6 protein-coding genes are annotated in these 6,165 nt (G+C 67.0%); 1 reads left to right on the top strand and 5 read right to left on the bottom strand.

Annotation, left to right across the window (positions count from 1 at the left end):
* Window positions 1-130: 130 nt before the first annotated feature.
* From IEZ09_RS42705 to IEZ09_RS42695, 3 genes are read right to left on the bottom strand one after another with little or no spacing between them, the layout of a single operon-like run.
* The gene (locus tag IEZ09_RS42705; protein ID WP_189259571.1) at window positions 131-928 is read right to left on the bottom strand and encodes an ABC transporter ATP-binding protein; all 798 of its coding nucleotides are present in this window, start codon (window positions 926-928) and stop codon (window positions 131-133) included.
* Window positions 925-1,971 (bottom strand): FecCD family ABC transporter permease, encoded by a 1,047-nt coding sequence (locus IEZ09_RS42700; RefSeq protein WP_229813443.1) that lies wholly within the window; start codon window positions 1,969-1,971, stop codon window positions 925-927. The genes IEZ09_RS42705 and IEZ09_RS42700 overlap by 4 nt, the downstream gene beginning before the upstream one ends.
* Window positions 1,968-2,990, bottom strand: coding sequence for a FecCD family ABC transporter permease (locus IEZ09_RS42695; protein WP_189259570.1), 1,023 nt, complete (start codon window positions 2,988-2,990; stop codon window positions 1,968-1,970). The genes IEZ09_RS42700 and IEZ09_RS42695 overlap by 4 nt, the downstream gene beginning before the upstream one ends.
* 48 nt (window positions 2,991-3,038) lie before the next feature.
* Here IEZ09_RS42695 and IEZ09_RS42690 point away from each other — a divergent pair, with 48 nt between their 5' ends.
* A complete protein-coding gene (locus tag IEZ09_RS42690; protein WP_189259569.1) occupies window positions 3,039-4,007 on the top strand; it encodes an ABC transporter substrate-binding protein in 969 nt (322 codons plus the stop codon).
* Window positions 4,008-4,075: 68 nt separating this feature from the next.
* On the opposite strand, the gene IEZ09_RS42685 is transcribed toward IEZ09_RS42690, so the two are convergent.
* Together IEZ09_RS42685 and lysS are read right to left on the bottom strand one after the other, a co-directional pair.
* Window positions 4,076-4,423 carry a histone-like nucleoid-structuring protein Lsr2 gene (locus IEZ09_RS42685; RefSeq protein ID WP_090057666.1) on the bottom strand — a complete coding sequence of 116 codons (348 nt, stop codon included), beginning with the start codon at window positions 4,421-4,423 and terminating at the stop codon, window positions 4,076-4,078.
* Between the two features lie 113 nt (window positions 4,424-4,536).
* Complete coding sequence (gene lysS / locus IEZ09_RS42680; protein WP_189259574.1) at window positions 4,537-5,991, bottom strand: lysine--tRNA ligase; 1,455 nt, start codon at window positions 5,989-5,991, stop codon at window positions 4,537-4,539.
* Window positions 5,992-6,165 lie beyond the last annotated feature (174 nt).

Here is a 6,165-nt window from a genome sequence, read left to right as displayed (position 1 = left end):
CCGGTTCTACTTCCTCCAACCGGACACAACAAGATCAACTTAAGCTACGCGGCATTGGGTCCGGGGGCGGAGCCCCGAATGCTTGAAACAGGAACCAACCCACCCCCAACGCACCCGCCGGAACAGCCCCCTACGGCAGCCGGTGCCGCGACCCCACCGGAACCACCAACGGCGTCCCGGCAACAGGATCCTCGACAACCCGAGCATCCAGCCCGAACACGTCCAGCAACAACGACTCGGTCAACACCGAAGCCGGCGCCCCCTGAGCCACGATCCGCCCATCCCGCATGGCAACGATGTTGTCCGCATACCGAGCAGCAAGGTTCAGATCGTGCAACACCATGACGATCGTCCGCCCCATGCTGGAGTGCAGCTCCTGCACCAAATCCAGCACATCGATCTGATGCGCGAGATCCAGGTACGTGGTCGGCTCGTCCAGCAGCAGCAGATCCGTCCCCTGCGCCAACGCCATCGAGATCCACGCGCGCTGCCGCTGCCCACCGGACAACTCGTCCACGGTCCGCTCAGCCAAGTCGGAAATCCCGGTCATGGCCAACGCGGCATCAACCGCTGCCTCGTCATCCGAAGACCACTGCCGATACCAGGACTGATGCGGATGCCGCCCCCGCGCCACCAGATCGGCGACCGTCAGTCCCTCGGGAGCAGTGGGCGACTGCGGCAACAGCCCGAGCACCCGCGCGACCTCACGCGTGGGCATCCGATCGATCTGCTTGCCGTCCAGCAGCACAGCGCCGGACCGTGCAGGCAACAACCGCCCCAGAGCCCGCAACAGCGTCGACTTCCCACACCCGTTGGGCCCGATCACCGCGGTGACCGTCCCCCCGACCACGGACAGGTCCAGGGTGTCGACGACCAGCCGCTCCCCGTACCCCACGCACAGCGACGAGGCCTCAAGACGCACACTCATACCCGCGCCTCCCGGCGACTCCGAACCAGCAGGTACATCAGATAGGGCGCCCCGAGCACCGCGGTGACGACACCGACGGGCAGCTCGATGCGGTAGATCGTCCGCGCCACCAGATCCGACAGCATGACGAGCACGCCGCCCACCACCACGGACCCGAACAACGGCGGCTGCGCGGTCCCGGCCAGACGCAGCGCGATCTGCGGCGTGGCCAGCGCTACGAAGGCGATCGGGCCGGCAGCGGCGGTGGCCACGGAGGCCAGCACGATCGCCACGACGATCAGGAACGACCGCGCCAGGTTCACCCGAACTCCGAGCCCGCGCGAGGTCTCGTCGCCGAACTGCAGGGCGCCGAGCACGTGGCCGCCGATCAGAGCGACGGGAATCAGCACCACCAGAGCCAACGCGACCGGCACGACGTGCTCCCACCCGCGTCCGTTGAGCGAGCCGGTGATCCACACCATCGCGCGGCCGGCGTCCTGCACGTCGCCGACCGTCAGCAGGTAGTGGGTGAAGTTGCCGGCCACCGCGGTGATGCCGATGCCGACCAGCACCATGCGGAAGCCCTCGATGCCCTGCCGCCACGCCAGCGCGTAGACCAGCAGACCGGCGATCAGGCCGCCGGCCAGGCCCGCCAGCGGGAGGCCGATCGACGCCGCGCCGCCGGTCACCACGCCCAGCGAACCCGCGAAAGTGATCACCGAGACCGCGCCCGCGCCGGCGCCCCAGGTCACGCCCAGGATGTCCGGCGACGCCAACGGGTTGCGCACGATCGCCTGGAAGATCGCGCCGGACAACCCGAGTGCGCCACCGACCAGAAGGCCCGTCAGGGCACGCGGCAGCCGCAGTTCCGTCACGACGAACTGGTCGCGCCGGGTTCCTCCGCCCAGCAGCGCGTCGATCACCTGGGACGCCGTCAGCGGGAAGTCGCCGATCATGATGCCGACGACCAGCACGACGGCCAGCAGCACCAGGGCCACCGCCACGACCACGAGCGGCCTGCGGCGCAGCTTGAACGAGGTGGCTCCCACCCTCAGCGCGGTCAAATCCTCACCAGCTTCTTGCGGCGCACCAGGAAGATGAAGAACGGCGCGCCCAGCAGCGCCAGCATCACGCCGACCTCCACCTCGGACGGACGAGCCACGACCCGGCCCAGGATGTCGGCGAGCAGCAGCAGGATCGCGCCCACCACCGCGGAGAACGGCAGCAGCCAGCGGTAGTCCGGGCCCGTGAACGCGCGCGCCACGTGCGGTACCACGAGACCGATGAACCCGATGGGTCCGCACGCCGCGACGGCCCCGCCCACCAGCAGCGTGATGGCGAAGATGCCCAACGAGCGTGTCGTCCCCACGCGCACGCCCAGCGACTTGGCCACGTCCTCGCCCAGCGACAACGCGTTGAGACCCGGCGCGTTGAACGCCGCCACGACGAGACCCGCGAGCAGGAACGGCAGCACCTGGGTCAGCACCGTGAGATCGCGGCCCGCGATCGCGCCGACCTGCCAGAACCGGAACGCGTCGAGCGACTGCTGGTCGAGCAGCACGATCGCCGACACCAGGCCGTGCATCAGGGCCGAGACCGCGGCACCGGCCAACGCCAGCGTCACCGGCGACGGCCCACCCCGCCCCGCCGATCCGAGCAGGAAGACCACCACGCTCGCGATCATCGCGCCGGCGAACGCGAACCAGATGTAACCGACCAGCGACGAGACGCCGAGCAGGAAGATCGAGAGAACGACGGCGAGCGCGGCGCCGTGCGTCACGCCGAGGATGCCGGGGTCGGCCAGCGGGTTGCGCGTGTGGCCCTGCATGAGGGCTCCGCCGACACCCAGGGCGACGCCCACCGCGATGCCGAGCAACGTCCGCGGGATCCGCAGCTCGCGGATCACCACGTCGTCCTCGGCCCCGGTCGGCGTGAAGAGCCCGTGCCACACCCCCGACAGCGGGATCTCCTTCGAGCCGATCGCGATGCTCGCCAGGCACACGGCGACCAGCACGATCAGCAGGAAGAGCAGGCCGACCAACGACTTACGGCCCAACGCCCACCCCTCCAAATGCCCCGACATATGCTCCGCGAAAGACAGGTAAGCCTAACCGAATCTCTGGAGTCTTCGATGCGAAGAGCAGGTCTGATCAGTGTGGCGCTACTCGCGCTCACCGCATGTGGTCAGGCGACCACGTCGAGTCCGAGCGCGCCCTCCGACCAGGCCTGGACGCCGGTGACGATCGAGCACGCGATGGGCAAGACGGAGATCAAGGACCGGCCGAAGAAGATCGCCGCGCTCGACAGCAGCTACGTCGACGCCGCGCTCGCACTGGAGACCGAGGTCGTCGCGTACACCCGCTACCGCACCGACGGCCTGCCGGACTACCTGGCGCAGGACGCGGCCAAGTACGCGCAGAACGCCAAGGCGGTTGGCGAGCTCAGCAGCCCGAACCTCGAGGAGCTCGCCACCATCGCGCCGGACCTGATCGTGTCCGCGAAGGTCAGGCACGAGGCGATCTACGACAAGCTGTCCAAGATCGGCCCGACGGTGTTCAGCGTCACGACCGGGCCGACCTGGAAGGACAACATCCGCCTGCTCGGCAGGGCGCTGGGCAAGGAGGAGCTGGCCAACAAGAAGATCGCTGACTACGAGGCGCGCGCGAAGAAGATCGGCGACGCCATTCGCGCCAAGGTCGGCCACAACCCGTCGATCTCGCTGGCACGGTTCGTCGGCGGCGAACAGACCGTGCGGCTCTACACGGAGAAGTCGTTCCCCGGTGGCGTCCTGTTCACCGACGCCGGCCTGGCTCGCCCGCAGGGGCAACCGACCTCGGAGAAGATCGCGGTCGACCTCAGCCAGGAGCAGATCTCGTCGCTCGACGCCGAGCGGATCTTCGTCTCCGCCTGGGCCGACCCGAAGGGCGAAACCGAGAAGATCAAGCAACAATATTCGGCCAACCCGTTGTGGGGTCAACTAAAAGGCCAGAAGCAGGACGTCTCGGATGTCGTTTGGGTCTCTTCGGTCAGCCTTCAGGGCGCGCACGCGATGCTGGACGACCTCGCGAAGGGATTCGGAGTCGATCCAGCGCGTAGTTGAACGATCACCTAAATAACACGAAGGGGTTCCGGGAAGATTCCCGGAACCCCTTCGTGTTTTGCCGAATTTCAGCCCTGCTGGTGGTAGGCGTCGAGCACCTCGGCCGGGATGCGGCCCCGGTCCGACACCTTCATGCCCTGCTTGCGGGCCCACTCGCGAATGGCCTGGTTCTGCTCACGATCCGCCGATGCCGGGCGTGCCTTCACGCCAGCGGGACGACCCGGTCCCACACGCTTGCGACCGCCTGCACGCCGCGCGCTTCCGACGAAGTCGGCAAGAGCGTCCCGCAGTTTCCCCGCATTGTCGGAGGAAAGGTCGATCGTGTAGCTGACACCGTCCAGCCCGAACTCGACGGTCTCCTCCGCAGTGGAGCCGTCCAGGTCGTCGACGAGGGTCACCGTGACCTTCTGCGCCATGCGTATCCTCCTGGACCCCGAATGCGCGGTCACCCGCACGCCAACTAATGCCTCTTGCGAGGCAGGTTAGCGCACGAGTGCCACATTGCACCTATCGACATCCGGAAAGTTACTCATTCAGGGCGAACGAGCGGGAACAAGATGGTCTCCCGGATACCCAGACCCGTGAGGGCCATCAGGAGCCGATCGATACCCATTCCGACGCCACCACTCGGTGGCATTCCGTACTCCAGTGATCGCAGAAAGTCTTCATCGACCGGCATGGCCTCGTTGTCACCGGCCGCGGCAAGGCGCGCCTGCGCTTCGAGACGTTCCCGCTCGATGACCGGGTCCACCAGTTCGGAGTAACCGGTTCCGAGTTCGAATCCGCGGACGTACAGATCCCACTTTTCGGCGACACCGGGCTTGCTGCGGTGCTGCCTGGTCAGCGGCGACGTCTCCACCGGGTAGTCGCGCACGAAGGTCGGCAGGTACAGCGAGTCGCACACCAGGTGCTCCCACAGCTCCTCGACCAGCTTGCCGTGCCCGAACTTCGGGTTGACCTCGAGTTCGTGCCGGTCGCAGAGCTTGCGCAGCACCTCGGCCGGCGTCTCGGGGGTGATTTCCTCACCAACCGCTCCGGACAACGACTCGTAGATGCTGATCGTCGTCCATTCACCCGACAGGTCGTACTCGGTGCCGTCGGCCAACGTGACGATCTGCGAACCGGTGACCGCTTCCGCGGCTTCCTGGATCAGCTCGCGAGTCAGCTTCGCGTTCGTGTCGTACGTGGCGTAGGCCTCGTAGTACTCGAGCATCGAAAACTCGGGCGAATGCGACGAGTCCACGCCCTCGTTGCGGAAGTTGCGGTTGATCTCGAAGACCTTCTCGATGCCACCGACGACGCAGCGCTTCAAGTACAGCTCCGGCGCGATGCGCAGGAACAGGTCGATGTCGAGGGCGTTCGAGTGCGTGATGAACGGACGCGCGGACGCACCACCCTGCAGCGTCTGCAACATCGGCGTCTCGACTTCGACGAAACCGCGCCGGTGGAACGACTCGCGCAGAGAACGAACGACGTTCGCGCGGGTCCGAACGGTATCCCGCGCCTGCGGGCGCAGGATCAGGTCGACGTATCGCTGCCGAATGCGGGTTTCCTCGCCGAGTTCCTTGTGCGCGACCGGCAACGGGCGCAGCGACTTCGACGTCAGCTGCCACGAGTCGGCCATCACGGAAAGCTCGCCGCGGCGCGAGCTGATGACCTCGCCGTGCACGAAAACGTGGTCACCGAGGTCGACGTCGCTCTTCCACTCGGAAAGCGCTTCTTCACCCACGCCGGCGAGGCTCAGCATCGCCTGCAGTTCGGTGCCGTCGCCTTCACGCAACGTCGCGAAGCACAGCTTTCCGGTGTTGCGCAGGAACATGACCCGGCCGGTCACTCCGACGATCTCGCCGGTCTGCGTGTCGGGTTCGAGTTCGGGGTGCGCCTCGCGAATCTCGCGCAACGTGTGCGTGCGCGCGACTTCGACGGGATACGGCTCCTTGCCGGAAGCGAGCAGCCGCGCACGCTTCTCCCGGCGCACGCGCATCTGCTCGGGCAGGTCCTCTTCGCTGGTCACGGGGTTTTGCTTCGGCTGCTCACTCACGCAGGGAAGGGTACGGAAGCCCGTCGCGGCAAAGCTAACCGGATACCCGTTTCACGAGGTGACCGCCGATTCCGAGATCGACGGGCCACACCGGCGCAATCCCTGCTCCCGAGCGGC

The organism is Lentzea flava, assembly GCF_014648475.1.
GTDB lineage: Bacteria > Actinomycetota > Actinomycetes > Mycobacteriales > Pseudonocardiaceae > Lentzea > Lentzea flava.
This window is presented reverse-complemented; position numbering and strand designations above follow the sequence as displayed.